The following is a 22,577-nucleotide window of genomic DNA, read 5'->3' as shown; positions in this document are numbered from 1 at the left end:
ATCATCTCATTTAGTATAACATGAATGGGAAATTTTCTGAAAAAGAGGAGTGTTTTTTGAAAAAGTTCAATATTTCATTATTATATTAAACCATTCTGGTAAAGTCGTCTGCTCTTCATTCAAGACTTCAAAACCATTGTCTTTTTTTAAATAAATCAGCGTAGGTACACCAGTCACATTATATTTTTCCATAGCTTTCTTTATTTGAGAATTCTTATGAGAATCTTCTGTATTTAAGTAATAAATTTTAAAAGGCGTATGATACAAGTCTGATGTTTCTTTCAAGACCGGAAGAAATTCTCTACAAAACGGGCACGTCTCACGACCAAAATAGAGCAAATTTCCCTTTGTTAATTTATTGTTTAAAACATTTTCTGCATTCGTCTCTTGAAAGCTCTTTATAATTTCTTTGTATAATTTTGTCAATTTTAAATCGTGTTCTACCTCATTTTCACTTGTTGAAACCTGAGAAACACTTGAAACTGTAGAGCTTTCAGAAGCTTGTGATGAAGAGGTGCATGCAGAGAGGAAAAAGAGAGTTGTGCAAATAATAATGAAGTATAGACTCATGCGAATACATTTCATAAAAATTCTCCTTAATCTTTTGGGATTTTTTTTATTATTGTCGTTAAAAGCAGAATTATATATGCTCCCAAAAATAGAATATCACCTATCACATCATCATGTGAGAAATATAAAAAGTACAGTATCAATACAATTGTATAAAAATAGAAATGATATTTCTTATAAAAGTATTTGTCAAAAGAATATTTTTTCTTCATTATTTTCACTCCTTTTTTAACACAGAAATAATAAGTCTATTTCGCTATGCTTTTAAGCATTGATATACTACTGGTCCATACGCCATAAGCAGAGAATACCATGTGGTTGAAAAGCTAAATACACCAAGCCCTAAAGCCCATAAACAATCTCTTTGCGCTGGTGTAAGAGTAGCCGAAGCACTCCCATCTTTCAAACAATATCTTTTGTAAGTATAGCTATTCTTGTTCATATCTCCACATACACCTCGATCCCGGAAAGGAACTACTTCTTCATATTTCATACTATTCGCATAAATAACAGAAGTTGAGGACGGTATAACTGTTGCACCGATCATAAAAGCTGCTGCAATCGTAAGGAAAATTTTATATAATTTTTTCATAATATATACCTCTTTCTTTATAAAGACAAATACTTTTAAAAAAACAATACTAATTACATCAATACTTATAGTACATTGGTTTCACTCCTCCCTTTCTTTAAATTGTAGCACTATATACCAAATGGTGGCCACCATGGAAATGTACCAATTATTGCAGTAATAAAAGATAGTATTGAGAAAAATCTAAATTTTTTCATATATTTTCATCTCCTTGTCTTTATTTATCCTTATGATATAATATTATGAAAAGGCATTCACAAAATGCCCACTATTTTCACATTTCATATTTAACACAAGGAGTCGCCTATGCATTGGGATATTGGCACAGTTTACAAGACGATTCGAAAAGCAAAGGGAATCACCCAGCAAGAGATTTGCGGGGATTGGATTTCGCGCTCCAATCTTTCCAAGTTTGAAAGCAACCAATCCGTTCCCAGCTATGAAACTATGGAATTTCTTCTCAATCAAATTGACATGAGCTTTGGCGAGTTTGAGTATATTTGCAATCACTACAAACCTCAGACAAGACAAATGATTATCAATCAAATGTCCAATCATTTATCTACTTCAGATAGTACAGAATTGATTAAAATTGCTCAGCTTTGTAAAGAACACTTAAAAAAAGTTGAACATGATCTTCCTATCCAGCACATACTAGAGACCTTAAATATTATCATAGAAATCCGAAAAAATAGTTTTAGTGACCACTCTAGAGAATTGGCTGAAGCCATGTGGTCTGATCTTAAAAGGCGTGATATTTGGTACAAAAACGACTTTAATATGCTAGATGTGATTCTCTTTATTTTTCCTATTGAGACGCTTCAGGATATTACAGAAAAAATCTTAATTAACCTTGAAAAATACAAGGATTACAAAAGCATCAAAAATGCCCAAGTTTCCTTGCTGCTCAACCTTTCTACTATCTATCTCTGTAATCAATTATTAGATGACTGCGAACACATCTCCGCTATCGCCTTAGACTTAGCCAAACAACTCAAGCGCTATGATTTTCTCGGCTTTGCTCAAGTCCGTCTTGGAATCTGTCAAGCAAATGATGAACTAATACGGAAAGGGCTTAGTCTGTTGGAATTAACCGAAGAAACAAAATTGTTAGAAGATTTACAAGAAGAAGTCAAACAATATCGTGCTTCCTATTTCTCTCATATTTCACATGGAATTTCAACCACTTCAATAGAAACGGAGAAGTAAATGACTTACAACGGATTTGTATTTTTTGATATTGATGGTACTTTAGTAAATAGTCAGGGACAAGTTCCGATAGAAAATAAAAGAGCCATTGCTCAACTACGAGCCAATGGCTTTCTTCCCATTGTCTGTACCGGACGTGGCCGCGGAGAAATGGGAACGGTTCTGGAAGACGCTGGGATTCATTCTGCCATTTTGCTAAACGGAATGGAAATTCTCCATGAGAAGCAATTCCTGTTTGAAGGACGGATTGCACAAAACAGCATTCTCAAGCTCCTGCAACTGGCAAAGGAAAATAAGCACGGCCTCGGTTTTTATTCACAAGGAGAAATGCGTGTGACAGCACTCAGTTCAACTGTTCAGCAGAATTTCCGTTATTTCCATCAAGACCTGCCCCAAGTTGGACCGACCATTTACCAAAACCAGCCTTGTCAGATGTTGCTCATTTTTAGTGAAGATCCCGAAAAAGACACTCAGTACCAAACAGAAGTCCCTGAACTGCACTTTTTCCGTAACAGCCCTTACTCGATAGACATCACGCCGCACGGTTGTAATAAAGGCTCTGGAATTCAGCACCTACTGACCTTATTAGCAGACGAAGCACCAACTTACGCATTCGGAGACGGACTCAATGACCTATCAATGTTTGAAAGAGTGGATTATTCAATTGCAATGGGCAATAGCCAAGCAATCGTCAAAGAAGCAGCCACTTTCATCACGCGCTCTAATGATGAAAATGGCATTCCACACGCCCTTGCTCACTTTGGTTTAATTTAAAAAGAAGCTCCTGTATTCGAGATACAAGAGCTTTTAGATTAGACTAATTCTTTTTTATTCGGATTGTAGACCAAGAAACCAAGACCGACAAAGAGCAGCAGAACAACTGTCATGAAGGCAACTTGTCCACCGACTTGCCCTGTTATCGAAATTGTTTGACGCAAAGCCGAAACAGAGTAACTCATTGGCAACCAAGGATTGATATTTTGGAAAATCTTATCCGTCAACGGAAGTGGGTAAGTCCCTGCACTAGAGGCTAGTTGCAACAATAACAAAATCAAGGAGGTGAAAGCACCAAGCTTAGTGTCCCACGTTACCAGAGCCGTCACCACCGCCATGAAGCACATGCTCGTTAAAAGAATGATTCCAAGCGTTGCCCATTCATGATTAGCAGTCAAGCCAATCATGTGCACTGCACCATACACCAATAAACCTGCCAAGAGAGAAATAACGCCATTGACCTGAATACGTGCTTTCAGCCATTCCATACGTGTCTCAGGTTTCTTACCAGAAGGCAACGTGTTAAAAATGATATTGGTTGAAATCGCTGCTACAAAAAGTGCCACAGAAATCATGTATGGAGCCATACCGATACCATTTTTACCAACATGGTCTTTATCTATTTTCTTCGTTGTCAATGGATTTGCGAGAGCTTTAGCATTGGCTTTATTGGTTGTCACCATAGATAATTGATTTTTGGCATCTGTCAAACCTGCTGTCAAGGTGTCCACACCCGACACAAGCCTTCCCAAATTAGACGTCATCATTGAACTACCATCCGCCAGCTTCGTAGAACCATCTGCTATTTTACCAGCACCATCAGACAACTTACCTACTCCTGACACTAGTGCCGCAGAATTGCTAACTAATTGATTGGCTCCTGCTGCCAATTTTGCCAAGCCTGCGTCAATTTGACCATTATTACCAGCTAATTGATTGGCTCCAGAAGCAACCTTTGCCATTCCAGATGTCAATTGACTGTTTTTACTAGCTAAAACCTTAGAACCTGAACTAATTTTCGCCATGCTAGATGTTAGTTGCTCGTTATGACTAGATAAGGTGTTAGCTCCTGCCGTAATTTGAGCCACTCCATTTGTATAGTCTGTCACACCTTTCACCAATCGACCAGCACCCGTTGCTAAACTCCTTTGCAATTGGTCAACTCCTGCTGCCACTTGACTAGCACCCGTAGTCGATTGTTGTAATGCCGCAAGAATGCTTTCTTGAGATTGTTGTGCACTCGTTTGGAGACTTGAAAGAGCACCTTTGGCTTGTTCGATGACAGCGATGCTTTGTTGGTTAGAAGATTGATCTGGCAAATTTTCCACTTGCGCCTTGAGCGCTTGAATCGTTGTCAACATCTTTGTCACGGCTGTAGAAGTTTGGCTTGGAGCTTGTGAAATAGCGGTATTGATTTCTGCTTGTTCACTAGCACTTAATTTTTGATAAGCAGCTGTAGCAGCTACGTTATTTGTAATCGTAGCCTTATCTGTCGCAACACTATTGACAAGCATATTTGCAGTTGTTTCCATATCATTCAAAGCAGTTGTCATGCTCGCTTTAGCAGCTGACAAGTCTGAACCTGTTGACAGAGCAGTTTGAACAGCAGTTAAACCTGTTTGCAAAGCTTGTAGTTTTTGAACTTGCTCAGCTGTCATACCAGATTGTTTAACAGTCGCCATCAAAGTGTTCAGACCCGTAGCTAGTTGATGCGCACCGCTTGATAATTTTTGAATTTCCTCATTAGAAGCAGTTAATTGATTGACTCCTGCCAATAAATTTTTTGATTGATCATTTAATTGATTGGCACCACCTGCAAGATTTGCCACGCCATTAGTATAGTCGCTTAAGCCATCTGAAAATTGTTCTGAACCGTCCGCTAACTGACCAACAGCATTTGTATAGTCTGTCAACCCTTTTGATAATGTTGTTGAGCCAGAAGCTAATTGACCGACACCTGATGTATAAGCTGAAAGGCGTGTTGACAAGGTACCAATCCCGTCTGACAACTGACGCACACCAAGAGTATACGTTCCCAAACCTGTCGTTAATGTATTAGCACCATCCGCAAACGTCATACTAGAACTAGATAAAGTCTGTAAATTATCTGTCAAGGTTTGACTACCCTCTTTCAATTGTTGACCACCAGAAGCGAGTTGACCACTACCAGAAGCAGCTGTTGTCATACCTTTTCTCAATTTATTCATACTCTTAAAAAGAGAAGTCATATACGTATTGGTCACATTGTTTGCGACAGTTTGTTGAAGTCGCGTCATAGCCGAATCACTCATCTTACTAGCAATAAAGCTATGTCCACTAGACGTTTGATAATCAATCTGCATTTTTTGTGGCTTATTATCCAGAATACTAGCTGCCTTTTGGGATAAATCACTCGGAAGCGTGATAATCATATAATAATCACCCTTCTCCAAACCTTTCTTTGCCTTTGCTTCAGATACAAAATGAAAATCTAAAGCATCATTCTTTTTAAGGCTTTTCACCATATCATCCCCAACAGACAACGTGTTACTGTTAAATCTTGCATGTTGATCCTTATTCACCACTGCTACTGGTAATTCCGATACTTTTCCATAAGGATTCCACATTGAACTCAAAAAAATAACATTATAAAGAGCCGGAATCAAGGAAACACCAATCATGACAATAATGAAGAGTGGTTTTTTAAAAATTGCTTTCCATTCGTTGAACATTTTTTCTCCTCTATCTTAGACACTCTGTATAAAAATTTTAATTTTTGAAATATTTTTATACAGAGTGTCTAAATATTTGATATAATAGATTATACAGTTTCTGAAATTTTTCACAAGAGAAAAAATTCATTTTTATACATGTTGTATAAAATTGTTCAAAAGAGGAAAGGCATATGGTAGAAAGTAACAAACGTCAAAAAACGAAAATGATTATTGAAAATGCAATGGTCGATCTGCTTAAACACGAATCATTCGATCAGATTAGCACTGTCAAGTTGACAAAAACGGCCGGTATCAGTCGCAGCAGCTTTTATACACACTATAAAGATAAATATGATATGATTGAGCATTATCAACAGAAACTTTTCCATAAGTTAGAATACATTTTTGAGAAGTATGCTCAAGACAAGCGTAGCGCGATTATAGAAGTTTTTGATTTCCTTACACGCGAATCCCTCCTTTCTGCTTTGTTAACAGAAAACGGAACAAAAGAAATCCAAACATTTTTACGTCATAAATTTCAAATTATGCTGGCTGAAGACCTACAAGAGCGCTTTAGTAGTAAACTACTAAGTCAAGTGGAGAAAGAATATAGCTATGTTTACCTGACAAACGCCTTTTTTGGGGTTTGTCAAATGTGGATTGCTAGAGGGAAAAAAGAGAGCCCTGAACAAATGGCAGATTTTCTTTTAAAAATGTTGGATTAGAAGATAATTCTATTTTGCTACTATCAAGATTATTCAAATATTAACGAATAAAGCCATTTAGTGTTAAAATGTGAAAAACTTCAAGACAAAAATGCTCATCACTTTTAAAACTAGAAAAGAGAAAACGAATTTGATATTTTCAATGAGTCATAAAAAAGAAGCTGGGAGTCTTCCCAACTTCGGATAAGTCTTAGATTAAAGTTGTTTGTTGTAGTATTCAACGACAAGCGCTTCATTGATTTCTGGGTTGATTTCGTCGCGCTCTGGCAAACGAGTTAATGAACCTTCCAATTTGTCAACATCAAACGATACGAATGCCGGACGTCCAAGAGTTGCTTCAACCGCTTCAAGAATTGCAGGTACTTTCAATGATTTTTCACGAACTGAAATCACTTGACCTGGGATTACGCGGTATGATGGGATATCAACGCGTTTTCCATCAACAAGGATATGACCGTGGTTTACGAATTGACGAGCTTGACGACGAGTAGTTGCAAGTCCAAGACGATAAACAACATTATCCAAGCGACGTTCCAAAAGAAGCATGAAGTTGAAACCAAGGATTCCACCTTTGATTTTAGTAGCTTGTACGAACAAGTTACGGAATTGTTTTTCACCTACACCGTAAGTGAAACGAAGTTTTTGTTTTTCAGCCAATTGCAAACCGTATTCTGACAATTTGCTACGGTTGTTTGGCCCATGTTGACCAGGTACATAGTTACGGCGAGCCAATTCTTTACCTGTACCAGTAAGAGAAAGCCCCAAACGACGAGCTTGTTTCCAAGATGGTCCTGTATAACGTGACATAAAAATGTCCTCCTATAAAGTATTTTTGAGGAAATAGTCACTTAGAAAGCCCTGATTCGTGCAGAACATTTTCGCCTAAACAGCCAAGGCTACTTTTATAGCTATGTTCTGTTGACGAGCTTCATGCTCTCCTGCTGCTATTTCACACAAAAGCCATTATATCAAAAAAAATCCTATCTGTAAAGACGGATTTTGTCAGATTATTTCTTTCTATGGAAAGAACCTTTCTTTTTCAATAATTCCTCTATCGCAATTATATTTTGCCGTTCAGATGTTGCTAAAATAGTTTCAAACCCCAGACTTTTAGCAGTATCTAGATTAACCTGTAGATCATCTATAAACACACATTGACTAGCTTGCAATGTATACTGGGTCAGTAATTTTTGATAGATACTTTTATCTGGTTTTGCACATCCTACTTCATAAGAAAGGATTTTCCCCGTCAATACTTTTGTCATTGGTAATAAACCGGCATTTTCAACTATATAAAAGATCTCACTGGTAGTAGATAAAATATAAATACTATACCCCATCTGAACCCATTCAAAAATTTTCTCTTGTAGCTGATAATAGCTATCTATTACCTCATACCAACGAGTAAAAACAGCTTCAACAGTAGGAGCATACGAACCGTCTAGCAATTTTTGAGCTTTCCGAATGGCTTGTTTCAAGCTTAATTCTCCAATATCCGTCTGAGCCCAAATTCCCGAGTCAAAAACAGCCGTTTTGACACGCTTACGATCTTCTTCATCCTCTACGAAAGCAGCTAAAATCTTAGCAGGGTTCCATTCAATTAAAACATTGCCAAAATCAAAAATTAGATTTTTAATCATTTCTTACTCCAGCCGCATTACATTAAAATAAATTTATCTTAATCTAAATACCGAATCAAGTTTTTCTCTGTTAAAATATCCGAATAAGTATAGGATTCGACGTAAGTATTTTCAATTTCACCTGGATTACTACTATTGTTGGTATATTCAACGATAAACAAAGAAGGATAGACTTCGATTAAACGACCTTGCTTATTTTTTTGACGTTTACGACCGTTTTCAAGAGTCATTTCTACCATTTTTCCTTCATGGGCCTTGATTTCTTCTTTAATTTTTCTCATTTTTGCAACATCTGTAAATGCATCACTCATTATCTATTCCTCTCTCTTAGAAATACTTGAAAACTTATTGTATTCTTTTTGAAAAATCAATTCCACCGTACCACGTGCACCGCTACGGTTCTTTTCGATAATCACTTCGACTTTGTTGTTTGGAATCCCTTCAGTTTCTTCACCGCCCCGTTCATAATAGTCATCACGGTAAAGAAAAGCTACAATATCCGCATCCTGCTCAATTGAACCAGACTCACGAATATCTGACAAAACTGGTCTCTTATCCTGACGTTGCTCCACACTACGCGAAAGCTGGCTCAACGCAATGACTGGAACTTTCAACTCTTTTGCTAAAATCTTTAATTGACGAGAAATTTCAGAAACTTCCTGTTGACGATTTTCTCGACCAGTACCTGTAATTAATTGCAAGTAATCAATTAAAATCAAGCCAAGATTTCCTGTTTCTTGCGCTAATTTTCGAGCACGTGAACGAATCTCTGTAATCCGAATTCCTGGTGTATCGTCAATGTAAATGCTAGCTTCTGCTAAATTTCCTTGTGCAATCGCATACTTGCTCCATTCTTCATCTGTCAATTGTCCCGTTCGAATTGAATGCGATTCAATCAAACCCTCAGCCGCCAACATCCGGTCTACTAAGCTCTCTGCACCCATTTCCAGAGAAAAAATAGCAACTGTTTTATCTAGCTTGGTTCCAATATTTTGTGCAATATTGAGGGCAAAAGCAGTCTTACCAACCGCAGGACGAGCTGCCACAATGATGAGCTCTTCTTCATGGAGACCAGTCGTCATATGATCTAAATCTTGATAACCTGTCGCAATCCCTGTAATATCAGAAGTTTGTTGGGAGCGTGTTTCCAAACTACCGAAATTAAGATTCAAAATCTCTTTGATATTTTTAAAACCACTTCGACTAGCATTTTCACTAACATCAATTAACGCTTTTTCCGCTCCAGCAATGATTTCATCTGCAGGACTAGCACCATCATAAGCTAGGTTGATAGAGTCTGTCAAACGTGAAATTAACCGCCGCAGAACAGCCTTCTCTGCTACAATTTTAGCATAATATTCAGCATTGGCAGAAGTCGGCACTGAATTTACAACTTCAACCAAGTAAGACAAACCACCAATGTTTTGCAAATCACCCTGACTGTCTAAAATATTACGAACAGTCGTTGCATCAATGGCATCACCTCGATCTGCCAAATCAATCATCGCTTTAAAAATTAAGCGATTGGCATATTTAAAGAAGTCGTTTGGCTCGATATATTCACGAACAAAAACTAGCTTACTCTCATCAATAAAAATCGCACCTAAAACAGATTGTTCTGCCAAAATGTCTTGCGGCTGTACTCGCAATTCATCAATATCTGCCATAAGACCTCCTCTCTCAAAAAATAATCTTCTTTATTAGCCTTCTTTTACACGTAAATTGATAACGCTAGTCACATCTTGATAAATTTTCACTGGCACATCAATCAAGCCAACAGAACGAATAGGATTCTTGACTTGAATCAATCGTTTATCAATCTTAATTCCAAATTGCTTTTGTAATTCTTCAGCAATTTTTTTATTGGTAATAGAACCAAAAGTACGTCCATCTGGTCCTACTTTTTCAGTAAATTCAACAATTGTATTTTCTGCTTCCAGCTTTTCCTTAATGGCTTGTGCTTCAGCTAACATTTCTGCATGCGCTTTTTCTTCTGATTTTTGTTTACCACGAAGTTCACCAATAGCTGCAGCAGTTGCTTCCTTTGCAAGATTTTTTTTAATCAAAAAGTTCTGTGCATAACCAGTTGGCACCTCTTTAATCTCGCCTTTTTTCCCTTTTCCTTTAACATCTGCTAAAAAAATTACTTTCATTTCTTTAACTCCTTATCTTTTAGTACTTCATGAACAATAATTTCATTCAACCGTTGGATGATTTGTGCGATTGTCTGGTCAGAAATTTGCGCTGCTGCCAAATTAAAATGACCGCCTCCACCAAGCTCTTCCATAATCCGCTGTACATTGATTTTACTACGACTACGAGCAGATATCGATATACTATTTTGTTTATTTTTGCTGACAACAAAACTCGCTTCAATTCCCGACATAGCTAGCATAGCATCTGCAGCTTTACTAATAACAACTGTATCATAGCATTTTTCTTCTGCTCCAGTGGCTACAAGTACATTTGGCAAGATTTTCTTACCATTTAAAATTAGCTCATTCACCTCACGGTACTCATCAAAGTCTGTGGCAGAAATATCCTGAATGGCTACACTGTCACTTCCACGCGTGCGCAAATAACTTGCTACATCAAATGTTCGACTAGTGACACGCGAAGAAAATTTCTTCGTATCCAGCATAATTCCAGCCATCAATACACTAGCTTGCATTTTACTCAAACGTCGATGCTTAGAATTTTGGAATTGAATCAATTCTGTCACTAATTCACAAGCACTGCTTGCTCCACTTTCAATGTAGCTAATAATGGCATTTTCTGGAAAATCCTGGTCTCTTCTATGGTGGTCAATGACGATAATTTGATGAAATAAATCATAAAATTCCTTTGATAAGGTCAGAGCTGTTTTTGAATGATCCACCATGATTAGTAAAGAGCGATTCGTTACCATTGTCATCGCATCAGCGACCGAAAGAAGATTGGTCTCTCCTTCATCTTGCAATCTATGAACTGCTCGCTCAATATCAGCAGCCATTTGATGAGGATCATAGACAGCATAGGTCTGATCAATAATATTGCTAGCAAATACTTGCATTCCAACAGCAGAGCCCAGTGCATCCATATCCAAGTTTCTATGCCCAACCACAAAAACTTGGTCCACACTTTTAATCTTATCTGAAATAGCAGTCATCATAGCGCGCGTGCGAGTACGCGTCCGTTTCACAGATGCAGCTGATCCACCACCAAAATAAACTGGATTCTTTGACTCATCATTTTCTTTTACAACAGCCTGATCACCACCACGAACTTCAGCAAGGTTCAAGTTTAACAGAGCTACTTTACCAATCTGTTCATGATTGCTATCTCCATACGAAAATCCCATACTTAAAGTAAGAGGAATTTCCCGCTTTTTCGCCTCTTCCCTAAACTGATCAATCACTGTGAACTTATCTTGCATTAACTGATCCAAAACTGTGTAATCTGTAAAAATATAAAAACGATCCATCCCCACACGACGAGAAAACATGGCGTATTTTTCGGCAAATTCAGCAACAAACTTTGCGATGAAACTATTAATATGACTAATATCTGAATCTGAAACAACATCCTCCAGATCATCATAATTATCAACTGAAACAATGCCGATAACTGGTCTTGTCGTCACAAGTTCTGTAGTTGCTTCATATTCGCTAGACGCATCAAAAAAGTAAAATACACTTGAAGCCTGATCCAGATACACTGAATATTTGGTATCACCAATCGTTGCATACGATCCTGTATTTTCAAATGGTATTTTAGTGATTTTTTGCAGTAAATCCATATCAAACTCACCATCTTCATTGGTGAGAACCAACTCTGCATAGGGATTAAACCATTCAACATTTCCAGATGCTTGGTCTACTTTCACAACACCAACTGGCATCCTTTCAAGTAATGACGCCAAACTGTTTTCTGCTTGATTGTTTACATACTGGATTTGTTCTACTTCATTAAGTTCATAACTTTTTTGTTGGAAAATCAATAGAAAAATCAAAATAGCCAGCACCAAAAAAAGCACAACTAACATCAAAATGCCGCTACCAAGAACTCTTAATAAAATAGCTAAAATTCCAAAGGAAATAACGCCCATGATTACAAAATGGATTGGAGTAAAACGAAATTTTTCCATCATAAACCTCTTAACCGCCATTTTACCATAAAAGCTCTAAAAAAGCGAGCTTTCCCTGTATAAAGCAAGCCAAATATCTTGTTAGACATCAATCTTTCTATTACTACTTGGTCTACTTTACAAGGAAAAACAAGTTCTGTCACTGTTTTCTCAACTTTACTAACTCAATAGTTTACAAACTTGTCAAACATTTTTCACGAAAAAGATACTTGTTCATACTATTGAACAAGTATCTTCATCATTATTTTTTTGTTTTTTCCTGGTTTTTCGAAATACTTCGTGATTTACCTTCCAAATAAACCATCAAAATAGAAATATCTGCAGGATTGACACCAGAAATCCGACTAGCCTGACCAATAGTTTCTGGATTTATTTTCTTAAACTTTTGACGAGCTTCTGTAGCAATAGAATCAATATCATCCCAATCTATAGTTGCTGGAATGCGTTTTTCTTCCATGCGCTTCATTTTTTCAACCTGATCCAATGCTTTAGAAATATAGCCTTCATATTTAACTTCAGTTTCAATCAATTCAATAATCTTTTCATCTAAAACTTCAGCTGCTGGACCAATAAAATTGATAACATCTTCATACGAAACTTCTGGACGACGCAAAAATTCTTTCGCTGTAACTGCGTCTGTCAATGGTTTAAAGCCTAATTTTTCAACCATTTCATTCGTTTCTTTAATTGGCTTTAATTTAATAGAATTCAAACGCTTCATTTCAGTTTCATATTGATGTTTCTTAATTTCAAAACGCAGCCAGCGCTCATCATCAACCAATCCTACTTTACGTCCAATTTCAGTCAATCGCATATCCGCATTGTCATGACGTAAAATGAGACGATACTCAGCTCGACTAGTCAAAAGACGATACGGCTCTACCGTTCCCTTAGTGACCAAGTCATCAATCATGACCCCAATATAACCATCACTGCGTTTCAAAATCAGTTCTGGTTTTCCTTGAATTTTTAGAGCTGCATTGATCCCTGCAACAATGCCTTGCCCCGCTGCTTCTTCATAACCAGACGTCCCATTCGTTTGCCCAGCTGTAAACAAACCTGAGATTTTCTTAGTTTCTAGAGTAGCACGAAGCTGATGTGGCATAATCATATCATATTCAATCGCATAGCCAGTTCGCATTAATTCAGCATTTTCAAGTCCCTTAATAGAATGCACTAAGTCTTTTTGAACATCTTCTGGCAAACTCGTTGAAAGCCCCTGAATATAAACTTCTTCTGTATCTCGTCCTTCCGGTTCCAAGAAAAGTTGGTGGCGTTCTTTGTCCGCAAAACGAACAATTTTGTCTTCAATGGATGGGCAGTAACGTGGACCAACCCCCTTCACCATACCTGAAAACATTGGTGCACGATAAAGATTGTTTTGAATAATTTCATGACTCTCTGCATTAGTATAAGTCAACCAACAAGGAATCTGATCCTTAATATAATCTTCATCTCTAGAAGTGTAAGAGAAATGGTTTGCCTTCTTATCTCCTGGCTGAATTTCTGTTTTATCATAATCAATTGACACCGCCTTTACACGTGGTGGCGTTCCTGTTTTAAAACGTCCAATTTCAAACCCTAAGTCACGTAAATTATCTGCTAAGTTAATTGCAGCTAAACTATGATTAGGACCAGAAGAATACTTCAAATCCCCAATAATAATTTCTCCACGCAGGGCTGTACCGGTCGTTACAACAACTGCCTTTGCAGCAAACTCTTGATGCGTAGCTGTTTTCACACCAATGACTTTCCCATTCTCAACTAGAATCTCATCTATAACGGTTTGACGCAAAGTCAGATTTTCTTGGTGTTGAACCGTCTTACGCATTTCTCTGGAATAGAGTTCTTTATCTGCTTGAGCACGAAGAGCACGAACAGCAGGCCCTTTCCCAGTATTAAGCATCTTCATCTGAATATAAGTTTTATCTATATTCTTAGCCATCTCTCCGCCTAGAGCATCCACTTCCCGTACAACAATTCCCTTAGCAGAACCTCCAATAGAAGGATTACAAGGCATAAAGGCTAACATTTCAATATTGATTGTCGCAAGTAAAACTTTACAGCCCATCCGGCTGGCTGCTAGTGAAGCCTCAACACCTGCATGCCCTGCTCCAATTACGACAATATCATAACTTTCAGTAAAATTGTATGTCATCTTCTCTTTCCTTATTTTTTCACCAAAAAAGTCAAACCTCTAGAAGTGCAGGACAAAAAGCCTGCAACATCCATGAGCTTTGACCATCATAGTTATTGCTACATCTATTTTAGCAGATTGCTAAAATATGTCAATCTAAATATACTGTTGAAGCTTTCCATTTTTATAGGCATTATCAATCAAACCACCACCCAAACATTCTTCTCCATCATAAAAAACAACAGCTTGTCCAGGTGTAATAGCGCGTTGCAATTCTGCAAAGTTGACAGTTGCCTTGTCACCCTTTACAGTAACTGTCACCTTAGAATCTGGCTGACGATAGCGAAACTTAGCAGTACATTCCATAGTAAATTCTTCTGGCATTTCTTTTGTGAAATGAACCTGACTAGCGTCAAGGCTGGTTGACATTAAGTTGTCATGATAAAAGCCTTGACCAACATAAAGAATATTTTGACTGAGATCTTTTCCAACAACGAACCAAGGTTCATTATCACCACCATGCTGACCACCAATTCCAAGACCACCTCGCTGGCCAATAGTATAATACATCAACCCAGCATGCTGACCCATATCTCGGCCATCCAGAGTCATCATGCGGCCGGGATGGGCTGGTAAGTATTGACTCAGAAACTCTTTAAAATTCTTTTCGCCGATGAAGCAAATACCCGTCGAGTCTTTTTTCTTAGCTGTAGCCAAACCAGCTTTTTCAGCTATTGCTCGAACTTCTGGCTTTTCTAGATGCCCCAGAGGAAACATGGTCTTCCGAAGTTGTTCCTGAGACAGTTGACTTAGGAAGTAAGTCTGATCCTTATTATTGTCCTTACCTCTCAGCATGTGGACTAAGCCATCTTCATCTCTCTTCACCTGAGCATAATGACCAGTTGCAACATAATCTGCTCCCAGTGTCAAAGCATAGTCAAGGAAGGCTTTAAACTTGATTTCCTTGTTACACATGACATCTGGGTTTGGAGTCCTACCAGCTTGGTATTCTGCCAAGAAATATTCAAAAACGCGATCCCAGTACTCCTTTTCAAAGTTGACAGAGTAGTAAGGAATGCCAATTTGATCTGCAACAGCTGCTACATCCTTGTAGTCTTCTGTAGCTGTGCAAACACCAAATTCATTTGTATCGTCCCAGTTTTTCATGAAAATGCCAATCACATCATAACCTTGCTCTTTCAAGAGCAAAGCAGTTACTGATGAATCAACACCTCCGCTCATACCAACAACGACACGAATTTTAGAGTTATCACTCATTGTATTCTCCCATCTTTTCGTTATTTCACGATTGAAGGTCGTGCTGTGCTTTCAACGATTGAAGGTCGCTTAGAGCAAGCTTTATTATAACATGAAATAAGTTTAAGAACAAATTTCAACAGCCAAATAGTTCTACCTTTACACCACTGTAAACTAAAAATGTGATAGATAACAACTATTGAGACAGTGATTGAACAATGGATACTCCATCAAAAGAGTTTCTTGGAATCTAGTGAATGACTTTGCAACTTCTATCGTAAAAAACAGGCTGGAACATTTTGTCCCAACCTCAATTATTTCTCGTATTCATCAATACCAACCATTTGCTAGCCAGAAAGCCTTAGCAGCTGACCAAGAACCATAACGACCTGCTACATAAGCGTCTGCTACTTTTTCTTGATTTTCTGCTGATAAGTCACCATTTAAGTAAGATAAACTCAATTGGTAACGACCATAATATTGTCCATTTTGTGCTGTGTAACTACCACTTGATTCTTTTTGTGCAATCCATTCTTTTGCTGCTGCATCTTCAGCACTCAGACCAGATGTAGTAGTTGTAGAATTGCTTGATGCCGTAGTAGTTGTAGTGGTATCATCTAACTCTAATACTTGCCCAACACTAATCAGATGAATATTGCTAATCTTATTTTTCTGAGCAATGTGATCAACTGTTGTATTATGTGATGCAGCGATAGCTGAAAGAGTATCTCCAGATTTTACTGTATAGCTATCTGCATTTGCAAATGTAGGAAGAAAGAACAGCGCTGTTGCTGTTAAACTCATTAAACCTACTTTTGTTTTTTTATTTGTGCTATTTAAATTCAACATCATTTAAATTCTCCTTTTCTATGATAGAACTATCATATACCTTAATTATTACTCTTGGTTTTTCCTTTCATTAAAAATATTACAAACAAATTGAAGAAAGACTAAAATCCACCCTATATTTCTTTGCTTTAAGGTTACTATAAGAAAAGTTACATTGAAGCAAGTCTAGAAGTTGGGTTACATCCATTTTATCAATTAAAAAGGCAGAAAAATATACTGAACTTTGATATAATGAAGACAATGAACTTATAAGGAGTTACGATGAACTCACTAAAATTTCAATCTGTTTTTGATATTATTGGACCTGTTATGATTGGTCCGTCTAGCAGTCATACAGCAGGTGCTGTTCGTATTGGAAAAATTGTTTCATCAATTTTTGATGACGAGCCAACAGAAGTTGAATTTCAACTATTTAATTCTTTTGCAAAAACTTATCGGGGACATGGTACAGACCTAGCTCTGGTGGCTGGGATTCTTGGGATGGACACAGATGATCCTGAAATTCCAAACAGCCTTGAGATTGCTCATAAAAGAGGCATTAAAATTGTCTGGACGATTCAAAAAGATAGCAATGCTCCACATCCAAATACAACTAAAATAACCGTTAAAAATGATCGGAAAACGATTAGCGTTACTGGTATTTCTATTGGTGGTGGAAATATCCAAGTGACTGAATTAAATGGTTTCTCTGTTTCGCTCAGTATGAACACTCCGACCATCATTATCGTTCATCAAGATATACCTGGAATGATTGCTCATGTTACTGAAGCACTTTCTCGTTACAACATCAATATTGCACAAATGAATGTCACAAGAGAAAAAGCTGGTGAAAAAGCAATTATGATTATCGAAGTTGACAATCGCAGTTGCGAGGAAGCAATAGAAGAAATTCGCAAAATTCCTCATCTCCACAATGTCAATTTCTTCAAATAGGAGAACTTATGTTTTATTCAATCAAAGAATTAGTAGAACAAGCTGATTTAGACTTTCAAGGCAGCGTTGCCGAACTTATGATTGCTACTGAATACGAACTGACAGGGCGTGAACGAGATGAAGTTTTACGGTTGATGACCAGAAATCTAGAAGTTATGAAAGCCTCTGTCATTATGGGATTAGATGAAAGTAAATCTCGGAGTGGTTTAACAGGTGGTGATGCAACCAAACTTCACAAATATATTCAATCAGGAAAAGCACTTTCAGATTACACTGTCTTAACGGCAGCAAAAAATGCTATTGCTGTCAATGAATATAATGCTAAAATGGGGCTAGTTTGTGCAACACCAACAGCTGGAAGTGCTGGTTGTTTACCTGCCGTTCTCACATCAGCTATTGAAAAATTAGAACTTACTGAAACACAACAACTAGACTTTCTATTAACTGCTGGAGCTTTTGGTCTAGTTATCGCTAATAATGCATCCATTTCAGGAGCCGAAGGAGGCTGTCAAGCTGAAGTCGGATCAGCAGCAGCCATGAGTGCAGCAGCACTTGTTCTAGCAGCTGGGGGCACACCATTTCAAGCCAGTCAAGCAATTTGTTTTGTCATTAAAAATATGCTTGGATTAATCTGTGATCCCGTTGCAGGTTTGGTAGAGGTTCCCTGTGTCAAGCGAAACGCTATGGGAGCTAGTTATGCTTTCATTGCAGCCGACATGGCTTTAGCAGGAATTGAATCTAAAATTCCCGTTGATGAAGTGATTGATGCTATGTATCAAGTCGGGGTTAGCATGCCAACTGCTTTTCGCGAAACTGCTGAAGGTGGTTTAGCAACTACACCTACTGGTCGTAAACTGTCTAAAGAAATTTTTGGAGATTGATCTCTTTTTATACAAAAAAGCTGGGATAACAACCTCCAGCTTCAAAGTACACTGTATAAGACACCAACGCTGCAATAACTGTTGCTCAAAGTAGCGCTTTGAAGCTGATAAGATTTGCAAGACAAATCTTAACACTGTTCACTTTTCAAGCTGAGAAGAGTACTTTTAACAAAACCTTCTTTTTCTTCATTCGCAACCTCAACAGTCTTCCAGACTGTCTCCCTTATAAAAATACAGACTATGCAAAATTTTAAGTATATTTTTTTCGATTTAGATGGAACACTTGTTGATAGTTCAGCAGGAATCAAAAATGCTTTCCACTATGCATTCACCTCGTTAAATATCAAAACCCCTGATAGCAAAGAGTTAGATACCTTCATTGGACCACCTTTAGAAGTAAGCTTTGCTTCTGTTGTTCCAGAAGCTGATATCAATCATGCTATTGCTTTATTTAGAGAATATTATAAAAATAAAGGTGTGTTTGAAACTCAGCTTTACCATGGTGTAAAGGAACTTTTATTAGAATTAGAAAATTCAGATTATCATATCTATATCACCACTAGTAAAAATGAAGTGATGGCTAATAAAATGGCACAATACCTAAAAATTGATAAGCATTTCAATGGCATCTTTGGCTCACTTCCGAATTCTTACCATAAAGCCGATGTTTTAACACGCGCTTTAAACTATTCTCATGCCAACCTTAACCAATCTGTTATCGTCGGAGATACCAAATTTGATATGATAGGTGGAAAATCCGTTGGAATGAACACTCTAGGAGTTTTGTGGGGATTTGGATATCGAGATGAATTAATTAACAATGGAGCAGATTTTATCTCAAATTCACCACAAAATCTTTTAACAGCATTGATAAACAATACTTTACATAAGTTGTAAACTATATTTACGATATACAAAAAAGATGAATAAATCTTTACTTGATTTATTCATCTTTTAATTAATCCGTTCTTGTTATTCCACTTAGTAATTCCAAGCTGATAACCCTTGTGCACTATATGCACGATAAGCAGCCTGAATTTGATCATCTACTGTAGCTGTTGAACCCCAACCTGGCATTGTTTGAAAAAGGCCACTAGCTCCTGATGGGTTATAAGCATTAACTTGTCCGTTTGACTCACGAGCAATAATCTGTTCCCAAGTTGACGCTGGAACACCTGTTAATTCTGCCATACGAGCAGCTGCATAAGCACCTGTCGCTCCTGCTGTATTACCATTAGAAAGAACAGCATTTGAAGAATGATTTGCTGTAGCTGGTTGCGAATAAGTAGTTGAAGCAGCAGGTGCATTATACGTCACATCTTCATAAGTTACAGCTTCTTCTGTTGCAGTCTCTGTCGAACCTGCTGAAAGATTCTCTTCATCAAGCTCTAAAATTTGTCCAACTTTAATCAAGTCCGGATTTTTAATTTTATTGAGCTCAACTAACTTTTCAACTGATGTATTTTTTTCTTTAGCAATTTCTGATAAAGTATCGCCTGATTTAACAGTATAAGATTCAGCACTTGCAATAGTTCCTGTTGCAAAAAAAGCAACTGCAGTAAGAAGTCCTGATAACGTTAATTTCATTGATTTCATGTATATATCAATTTCTCCTTTTTTCGTATAATACTATATTACACATAAAATATTACTCTAATCTTATAATTGTATTACAAAGATTACAGAAATATTGATTTTATACGCAAAAAACGCTTTAAAAGGCGTTTTTTTGCTAACAATAATATAAGTTTTTTAACTTTTTAAGAAAAATAACATCAAACCTAAGACAAACATAGTAAAAATAGAAAGTGTGTCTTCTTTTTTCCACCTCAACTGACGGTAACGGCTTCTTCCTACACCACCTTGATAACCTCTCGCTTCCATAGCAGTTGCCAAAGCATCTGCACGTTTAAAGCTAGAAGCAAATAACGGAATCAAAATAGGAATAATTGATTTTACCTTTTGAACAACACTTCCTTCACCAAAATCAACCCCACGCGCCCTTTGAGCATTCATAATCCGTGTTGTGTCATCCATCAAAGTAGGGACGAAGCGTAAACTCATTGACAACATCAACCCTATTTCATGAACGGGTACCTTTAATACTGCTAAAGGCCGCAATAATGATTCAACTGCGTCTGCCAAACTAAGTGGCATGGTTGTTAAAGTTAGGAGAGTAGAAAAAATAATAATTAAAAGAAAGCGACTAAAAATGATGCCTGACTGAGCTAAACCTACCTCTGTGATTCTTATAAAGCCAAATTGAAATAACAACGAGCCACCAGATGTAAAAAATAGTTGGAATAAAGTAGTAAAAGCAATCAAAAAGACCATAGATCTTAATCCTTTAAGGAAAAAAACTAAAGGAATCTTTGAAAGCCCAACTAGTAATATTGCAAAGATGAACAATAGGCCATTAGTTACAATATTATTTGCTAAAAAGATAATTAAAATAAAGAAAAACATTGACAAAAGTTTGCTGCGAGGATCTAGTCGATGAATGATTGAATTTCCAGAAACATATCGCCCCAAAATCATACTATCCATGGAATACCTCCTTAAATTCTTCTATAGTGATAGGTAAATATGGAAAAGTTAGCCCTCTATTTTCTAATTCTTGTGCAAATTTTGTAATTTTGGGAACTCCTAGTTGAATACTTTCCATAAATGCTACATCTTGGAAAACTTGCCGAGGCTCTCCGCTTTTGACTAGTCTTCCTTTTTCCATCACATAGACAGTATCCGCAAAATTAGCAACATCATCCATCAAATGTGTTACCAAAACAATGGTCATTCCTGCTTCATGTAATCGCTTAAATAAGCTCATCAATTCTTTTCGTCCAGCGGGATCTAAACCGGCTGTTGGCTCATCCAAGACAAGAATTTCTGGCTCCATCGCTAAAATACCAGCTATGGCTACTCGACGCATTTGTCCTCCAGATAATTCAAATGGGCTACGTTCAAATAATTCTTCTGAAATTCCGACAAGAGTTAATTTTTCACGTGCTAAACGTTCAGCATCATCTTTTGATACTCCAAAATTTTGTGGACCAAAAGCAACATCTTTTAAAACTGTCTCATCAAAAATCTGACTTTCAGCAAATTGAAAAACCAATCCTACTTTTCTACGTACTTGTTTAATATCCTTGTTTATAGATGTCGAAGTAATTTTGACATCATTAATCACAACACTTCCTTCAGTTGGCACTAAAAGTCCATTCAGTAATTGTAAAATAGTTGATTTTCCACTACCTGTATGACCAACCAAAGCAATATATGATCCATTTTTTATTTCTAAATTGACTTCAAAAAGTGCAGGACTCTCAAAGGGAGTGCCTGCTTGATAAGTATAACTAACATTTTCTAAAGTAATTCCCATAAATAATCCTGCAATTCTTTTTCTGTTAAATAGCGCTTTGGCAATTGAAAGCCTGAATTCATCAAAGTTGCTTTTACTTGATTTGTAAAAGGTTCATCTAAACCTAAATCCTCTAAATCCGCTCGTGAGAAAAGCTCACTTGGTGTACTAGTCGATTCTACCTGTCCTTCTTTCATCACCAAAACTCGATCACTAAGAGCTACTTCATCCAAATCATGTGTGATAGAAATAACAGTCATACCATGTTGATCTTTAATCTTTTTAACTGTCTGAATTAACTCTAAACGCCCTTCTGGATCCAACATACTAGTTGCTTCATCTAAAATAACGATATCAGGACGCAAAGCAACCACACCAGCAATAGCCACACGCTGCTTTTGCCCACCAGAAAGTCTTGCTGGTTCACGTTCTTTAAAGTCTTGCATTCCAACAATATCTAACGCTTCTTGAACTCTGTCAAACATCGTTTGGTAATCCATCCCTTGGTTTTCCAAACCAAAAGCGACATCATCCTCAACGGTTGCTCCCACAAATTGATTGTCTGGATTTTGAAAAACCATCCCAATATGCCGGCGCTTTTCCCATACATTTTCAAGAGTTAATTCATCTCCATCAATGATAATCTCGCCACTTTCTGCTTCTAACAGACCGTCTATTAAACGAATTGTCGTAGATTTGCCACTGCCATTATGACCTACAATAGACAACCACTCTCCTTGTTTCACGTGAAACGTCACATCTTTAAGAATATAGTCCTCTACATGATTATCATATTTATACTTTAAATGCTGAACGTCAATGATATTTTTCAT

General features: G+C 37.2%; 22 protein-coding genes. 6 read left to right on the top strand and 16 right to left on the bottom strand.

Annotated features, from left to right (window positions below; translation table 11 throughout):
* Nucleotides 1-66: 66 nt before the first annotated feature.
* Nucleotides 67-585 carry a thioredoxin family protein gene (locus tag HMPREF2963_RS04425; RefSeq protein WP_070668950.1) on the bottom strand — a complete coding sequence of 173 codons (519 nt, stop codon included), beginning with the start codon at nt 583-585 and terminating at the stop codon, nt 67-69.
* 241 nt (nt 586-826) lie between these two features.
* Nucleotides 827-1,162 (bottom strand): hypothetical protein, encoded by a 336-nt coding sequence (locus HMPREF2963_RS04415; RefSeq protein WP_003071588.1) that lies wholly within the window; start codon nt 1,160-1,162, stop codon nt 827-829.
* Between the two features lie 306 nt (nt 1,163-1,468).
* Between HMPREF2963_RS04415 and HMPREF2963_RS04410 the strand changes: the two genes are divergently transcribed.
* Nucleotides 1,469-2,371 carry a helix-turn-helix domain-containing protein gene (locus HMPREF2963_RS04410; protein WP_083312524.1) on the top strand — a complete coding sequence of 301 codons (903 nt, stop codon included), beginning with the start codon at nt 1,469-1,471 and terminating at the stop codon, nt 2,369-2,371.
* Nucleotides 2,372-3,145, top strand: coding sequence for a Cof-type HAD-IIB family hydrolase (locus HMPREF2963_RS04405; protein WP_070668947.1), 774 nt, complete (start codon nt 2,372-2,374; stop codon nt 3,143-3,145).
* Between the two features lie 38 nt (nt 3,146-3,183).
* On the opposite strand, the gene HMPREF2963_RS04400 is transcribed toward HMPREF2963_RS04405, so the two are convergent.
* Nucleotides 3,184-5,856: a YhgE/Pip domain-containing protein gene (locus HMPREF2963_RS04400; RefSeq protein ID WP_070668944.1), complete on the bottom strand. Its 2,673-nt coding sequence runs from the start codon at nt 5,854-5,856 to the stop codon at nt 3,184-3,186.
* A gap of 173 nt (nt 5,857-6,029) precedes the next feature.
* Here HMPREF2963_RS04400 and HMPREF2963_RS04395 point away from each other — a divergent pair, with 173 nt between their 5' ends.
* Complete coding sequence (locus HMPREF2963_RS04395) at nt 6,030-6,563, top strand: TetR/AcrR family transcriptional regulator (protein WP_006270363.1); 534 nt, start codon at nt 6,030-6,032, stop codon at nt 6,561-6,563.
* Nucleotides 6,564-6,758: 195 nt separating this feature from the next.
* On the opposite strand, the gene rpsD is transcribed toward HMPREF2963_RS04395, so the two are convergent.
* The 9 genes from rpsD to HMPREF2963_RS04350 form a co-directional block, all read right to left on the bottom strand.
* The gene (gene rpsD, locus HMPREF2963_RS04390; RefSeq protein WP_070668940.1) at nt 6,759-7,370 is read right to left on the bottom strand and encodes a 30S ribosomal protein S4; all 612 of its coding nucleotides are present in this window, start codon (nt 7,368-7,370) and stop codon (nt 6,759-6,761) included.
* Between the two features lie 200 nt (nt 7,371-7,570).
* The gene (locus HMPREF2963_RS04385) at nt 7,571-8,203 is read right to left on the bottom strand and encodes an HAD family hydrolase (RefSeq protein ID WP_006270354.1); all 633 of its coding nucleotides are present in this window, start codon (nt 8,201-8,203) and stop codon (nt 7,571-7,573) included.
* A gap of 38 nt (nt 8,204-8,241) precedes the next feature.
* Nucleotides 8,242-8,514 carry a Veg family protein gene (locus HMPREF2963_RS04380; protein ID WP_003071603.1) on the bottom strand — a complete coding sequence of 91 codons (273 nt, stop codon included), beginning with the start codon at nt 8,512-8,514 and terminating at the stop codon, nt 8,242-8,244.
* 3 nt (nt 8,515-8,517) lie between these two features.
* Nucleotides 8,518-9,870: a replicative DNA helicase gene (gene dnaB, locus HMPREF2963_RS04375; protein WP_003071605.1), complete on the bottom strand. Its 1,353-nt coding sequence runs from the start codon at nt 9,868-9,870 to the stop codon at nt 8,518-8,520.
* A 33-nt stretch (nt 9,871-9,903) separates the two neighbouring features.
* A complete protein-coding gene (rplI, locus tag HMPREF2963_RS04370) occupies nt 9,904-10,356 on the bottom strand; it encodes a 50S ribosomal protein L9 (RefSeq protein ID WP_003071606.1) in 453 nt (150 codons plus the stop codon).
* Complete coding sequence (locus HMPREF2963_RS04365) at nt 10,353-12,329, bottom strand: DHH family phosphoesterase (protein WP_037598287.1); 1,977 nt, start codon at nt 12,327-12,329, stop codon at nt 10,353-10,355. The genes rplI and HMPREF2963_RS04365 overlap by 4 nt, the downstream gene beginning before the upstream one ends.
* Nucleotides 12,330-12,570: 241 nt before the next feature.
* Nucleotides 12,571-14,487 (bottom strand): tRNA uridine-5-carboxymethylaminomethyl(34) synthesis enzyme MnmG, encoded by a 1,917-nt coding sequence (gene mnmG, locus HMPREF2963_RS04360; protein WP_070668937.1) that lies wholly within the window; start codon nt 14,485-14,487, stop codon nt 12,571-12,573.
* A gap of 135 nt (nt 14,488-14,622) precedes the next feature.
* Nucleotides 14,623-15,744, bottom strand: coding sequence for a tRNA 2-thiouridine(34) synthase MnmA (mnmA, locus tag HMPREF2963_RS04355; protein WP_006270321.1), 1,122 nt, complete (start codon nt 15,742-15,744; stop codon nt 14,623-14,625).
* Nucleotides 15,745-16,053: 309 nt separating this feature from the next.
* Nucleotides 16,054-16,575: an aggregation-promoting factor gene (locus HMPREF2963_RS04350; protein WP_037598280.1), complete on the bottom strand. Its 522-nt coding sequence runs from the start codon at nt 16,573-16,575 to the stop codon at nt 16,054-16,056.
* Nucleotides 16,576-16,833: 258 nt separating this feature from the next.
* Between HMPREF2963_RS04350 and sdaAB the strand changes: the two genes are divergently transcribed.
* The 3 genes from sdaAB to HMPREF2963_RS04335 all read left to right on the top strand — a co-directional run bounded on the left by sdaAB (nt 16,834) and on the right by HMPREF2963_RS04335 (nt 19,283).
* Nucleotides 16,834-17,505 (top strand): L-serine ammonia-lyase, iron-sulfur-dependent subunit beta, encoded by a 672-nt coding sequence (sdaAB, locus tag HMPREF2963_RS04345; RefSeq protein WP_003071619.1) that lies wholly within the window; start codon nt 16,834-16,836, stop codon nt 17,503-17,505.
* Nucleotides 17,506-17,513: 8 nt separating this feature from the next.
* Nucleotides 17,514-18,386 carry an L-serine ammonia-lyase, iron-sulfur-dependent, subunit alpha gene (sdaAA, locus tag HMPREF2963_RS04340; protein WP_037598276.1) on the top strand — a complete coding sequence of 291 codons (873 nt, stop codon included), beginning with the start codon at nt 17,514-17,516 and terminating at the stop codon, nt 18,384-18,386.
* 240 nt (nt 18,387-18,626) lie between these two features.
* A complete protein-coding gene (locus HMPREF2963_RS04335) occupies nt 18,627-19,283 on the top strand; it encodes an HAD hydrolase-like protein (protein WP_006268882.1) in 657 nt (218 codons plus the stop codon).
* 84 nt (nt 19,284-19,367) lie between these two features.
* Here HMPREF2963_RS04335 and HMPREF2963_RS04330 read toward each other — a convergent pair whose 3' ends face one another.
* The 4 genes from HMPREF2963_RS04330 to HMPREF2963_RS04315 form a co-directional block, all read right to left on the bottom strand.
* Nucleotides 19,368-19,988, bottom strand: coding sequence for a LysM peptidoglycan-binding domain-containing protein (locus HMPREF2963_RS04330; RefSeq protein WP_162837492.1), 621 nt, complete (start codon nt 19,986-19,988; stop codon nt 19,368-19,370).
* A gap of 150 nt (nt 19,989-20,138) precedes the next feature.
* Nucleotides 20,139-20,933 (bottom strand): energy-coupling factor transporter transmembrane component T family protein, encoded by a 795-nt coding sequence (locus HMPREF2963_RS04325; protein WP_037598273.1) that lies wholly within the window; start codon nt 20,931-20,933, stop codon nt 20,139-20,141.
* On the bottom strand, nt 20,926-21,765 hold the full coding sequence (locus HMPREF2963_RS04320) for an energy-coupling factor ABC transporter ATP-binding protein (protein WP_006268841.1): 840 nt from the start codon (nt 21,763-21,765) through the stop codon (nt 20,926-20,928). The genes HMPREF2963_RS04325 and HMPREF2963_RS04320 overlap by 8 nt, the downstream gene beginning before the upstream one ends.
* Entirely contained in the window at nt 21,750-22,577 is an 828-nt protein-coding gene (locus HMPREF2963_RS04315) for an energy-coupling factor ABC transporter ATP-binding protein (RefSeq protein ID WP_006270357.1), read from the bottom strand. The genes HMPREF2963_RS04320 and HMPREF2963_RS04315 overlap by 16 nt, the downstream gene beginning before the upstream one ends.

The sequence above is a fragment of the Streptococcus sp. HMSC067A03 genome, assembly GCF_001814295.1.
GTDB classification, from domain to species: Bacteria; Bacillota; Bacilli; order Lactobacillales; family Streptococcaceae; genus Streptococcus; species Streptococcus constellatus.
Note: the sequence above shows the minus strand (reverse complement) of the source record. Positions and strands in the feature narration are given on the sequence as shown.

Bases quoted from the DNA above. Each gene is read 5' to 3' on its own strand.
- rplI (WP_003071606.1), bottom strand. From the start codon at position 10,356: ATGAAAGTAATTTTTTTAGCAGATGTTAAAGGAAAAGGGAAAAAAGGC.
- sdaAB (WP_003071619.1), top strand. From the start codon at position 16,834: ATGAACTCACTAAAATTTCAATCTGTTTTTGATATTATTGGACCTGTT.
- mnmA (WP_006270321.1), bottom strand. From the start codon at position 15,744: ATGAGTGATAACTCTAAAATTCGTGTCGTTGTTGGTATGAGCGGAGGT.
- HMPREF2963_RS04350 (WP_037598280.1), bottom strand. From the start codon at position 16,575: ATGATGTTGAATTTAAATAGCACAAATAAAAAAACAAAAGTAGGTTTA.
- HMPREF2963_RS04395 (WP_006270363.1), top strand. From the start codon at position 6,030: ATGGTAGAAAGTAACAAACGTCAAAAAACGAAAATGATTATTGAAAAT.
- HMPREF2963_RS04410 (WP_083312524.1), top strand. From the start codon at position 1,469: ATGCATTGGGATATTGGCACAGTTTACAAGACGATTCGAAAAGCAAAG.
- HMPREF2963_RS04380 (WP_003071603.1), bottom strand. From the start codon at position 8,514: ATGAGTGATGCATTTACAGATGTTGCAAAAATGAGAAAAATTAAAGAA.
- HMPREF2963_RS04315 (WP_006270357.1), bottom strand. From the start codon at position 22,577: ATGAAAAATATCATTGACGTTCAGCATTTAAAGTATAAATATGATAAT.
- HMPREF2963_RS04385 (WP_006270354.1), bottom strand. From the start codon at position 8,203: ATGATTAAAAATCTAATTTTTGATTTTGGCAATGTTTTAATTGAATGG.
- HMPREF2963_RS04425 (WP_070668950.1), bottom strand. From the start codon at position 585: ATGAAATGTATTCGCATGAGTCTATACTTCATTATTATTTGCACAACT.
- HMPREF2963_RS04325 (WP_037598273.1), bottom strand. From the start codon at position 20,933: ATGGATAGTATGATTTTGGGGCGATATGTTTCTGGAAATTCAATCATT.
- HMPREF2963_RS04405 (WP_070668947.1), top strand. From the start codon at position 2,372: ATGACTTACAACGGATTTGTATTTTTTGATATTGATGGTACTTTAGTA.
- HMPREF2963_RS04335 (WP_006268882.1), top strand. From the start codon at position 18,627: ATGCAAAATTTTAAGTATATTTTTTTCGATTTAGATGGAACACTTGTT.
- HMPREF2963_RS04415 (WP_003071588.1), bottom strand. From the start codon at position 1,162: ATGAAAAAATTATATAAAATTTTCCTTACGATTGCAGCAGCTTTTATG.
- rpsD (WP_070668940.1), bottom strand. From the start codon at position 7,370: ATGTCACGTTATACAGGACCATCTTGGAAACAAGCTCGTCGTTTGGGG.
- dnaB (WP_003071605.1), bottom strand. From the start codon at position 9,870: ATGGCAGATATTGATGAATTGCGAGTACAGCCGCAAGACATTTTGGCA.
- mnmG (WP_070668937.1), bottom strand. From the start codon at position 14,487: ATGACATACAATTTTACTGAAAGTTATGATATTGTCGTAATTGGAGCA.
- sdaAA (WP_037598276.1), top strand. From the start codon at position 17,514: ATGTTTTATTCAATCAAAGAATTAGTAGAACAAGCTGATTTAGACTTT.
- HMPREF2963_RS04365 (WP_037598287.1), bottom strand. From the start codon at position 12,329: ATGGAAAAATTTCGTTTTACTCCAATCCATTTTGTAATCATGGGCGTT.
- HMPREF2963_RS04400 (WP_070668944.1), bottom strand. From the start codon at position 5,856: ATGTTCAACGAATGGAAAGCAATTTTTAAAAAACCACTCTTCATTATT.
- HMPREF2963_RS04320 (WP_006268841.1), bottom strand. From the start codon at position 21,765: ATGGGAATTACTTTAGAAAATGTTAGTTATACTTATCAAGCAGGCACT.